The sequence below is a fragment of the Salifodinibacter halophilus genome (assembly GCA_012999515.1).
In the GTDB taxonomy this organism is placed as follows: Bacteria; Pseudomonadota; Gammaproteobacteria; order Nevskiales; family Salinisphaeraceae; genus Salifodinibacter; species Salifodinibacter halophilus.
Window position 1 is genome coordinate 1 of record JABEEB010000009.1, and the last position, 951, is coordinate 951.

Genomic DNA, 951 nt, shown 5'->3' on the forward strand with positions numbered 1-951 from the left:
CCTATCAAGAAATCAAGCAAGCTCTTCTAACTGCCCCAGCCCTGGGGTTGCCAGATTTGACTAAGCCCTTTGAACTCTTTGTCGACGAGAAGCAGGGCTACGCCAAAGGTGTCCTAACGCAAAAACTGGGACCTTGGCGTCGGCCGGTGGCCTACCTGTCCAAAAAGCTAGACCCAGTAGCAGCTGGGTGGCCCCCTTGCCTACGGATGGTAGCAGCCATTGCCGTACTGACAAAGGATGCAGGCAAGCTAACCATGGGACAGCCACTAGTCATTCTGGCCCCCCATGCAGTAGAGGCACTAGTCAAACAACCCTTAAGCAGAATTTCTGTCATCATGGACAGCACGGAACGGGTGAAGCTGCGCCAGTTCTGCTCACTGCCGGTCAGCATCGCCGCCATATTCTGTGCAATACCATCAAAGGTCTGCGTGGCTGCACTTTTTACCTGCGACATACTGTCCGTGGCGCTCTCTTCCCACTCACTCCAGCCGGACTTCAGGCCTTTGCTCTTTCGCAAGTTTCTAGCTCTTTATCTTTTGTATGTTTGTCTCCAAGAACATTTAGCATAATGGCGTTCGTTGTAATGGTGGAGAAAGATGTGAAATTCTTTGGCATTGGCAAATCCAATATTGATCTCAAATGAGCTTCAAATTGAGAAGTGACGCAAGCATCAATGGTATAATGTCCAGAGTTGTGAGGCCTTGGGGCAATTTCGTTAATAAGCAATTCCCCTGTTTCTAAATAGAACATTTCCACACCAAATATACCACAACCGGGAAAAGTTGATTGCATTTTCAGGCCTAGTCGACGGGCCCGGGATCCGATTCGACCGATGCCCTTGAGAGCCTTCAACCCAGTCAGCTCCTTCCGGTGGGCGCGGGGCATGACTATCGTCGCCGCACTTATGACTGTCTTCTTTATCATGCAACTCGTAGGACAGGTGCCGGCAGC

General features: G+C 50.7%; 2 protein-coding genes and 2 pseudogenes. 2 read left to right on the plus strand and 2 right to left on the minus strand.

The annotated features are described in order from the left end of the window. Nucleotides 1-296: pseudogene (locus tag HKX41_10385) on the plus strand (hypothetical protein). Nucleotides 297-313: 17 nt separating this feature from the next. On the opposite strand, the pseudogene HKX41_10390 reads toward HKX41_10385, so the two are convergent. Further along, nucleotides 314-502: pseudogene (locus tag HKX41_10390) on the minus strand (phage tail tape measure protein). Further along, entirely contained in the window at nt 496-792 is a 297-nt protein-coding gene (locus HKX41_10395; GenBank protein ID NNC24545.1) for an ATP-grasp domain-containing protein, read from the minus strand. The pseudogene HKX41_10390 and the gene HKX41_10395 overlap by 7 nt, the downstream one beginning before the upstream one ends. A gap of 91 nt (nt 793-883) precedes the next feature. Between HKX41_10395 and HKX41_10400 the strand changes: the two genes are divergently transcribed. Further along, nucleotides 884-951, plus strand: a 68-nt coding sequence (locus tag HKX41_10400) for an MFS transporter (protein NNC24546.1), incomplete at its 3' end; no start/stop codon positions are given.

Coding starts and splice junctions, on each gene's coding strand:
- HKX41_10395 (NNC24545.1), bottom strand. CDS start 792: ATGCAATCAACTTTTCCCGGTTGTGGTATATTTGGTGTGGAAATGTTC.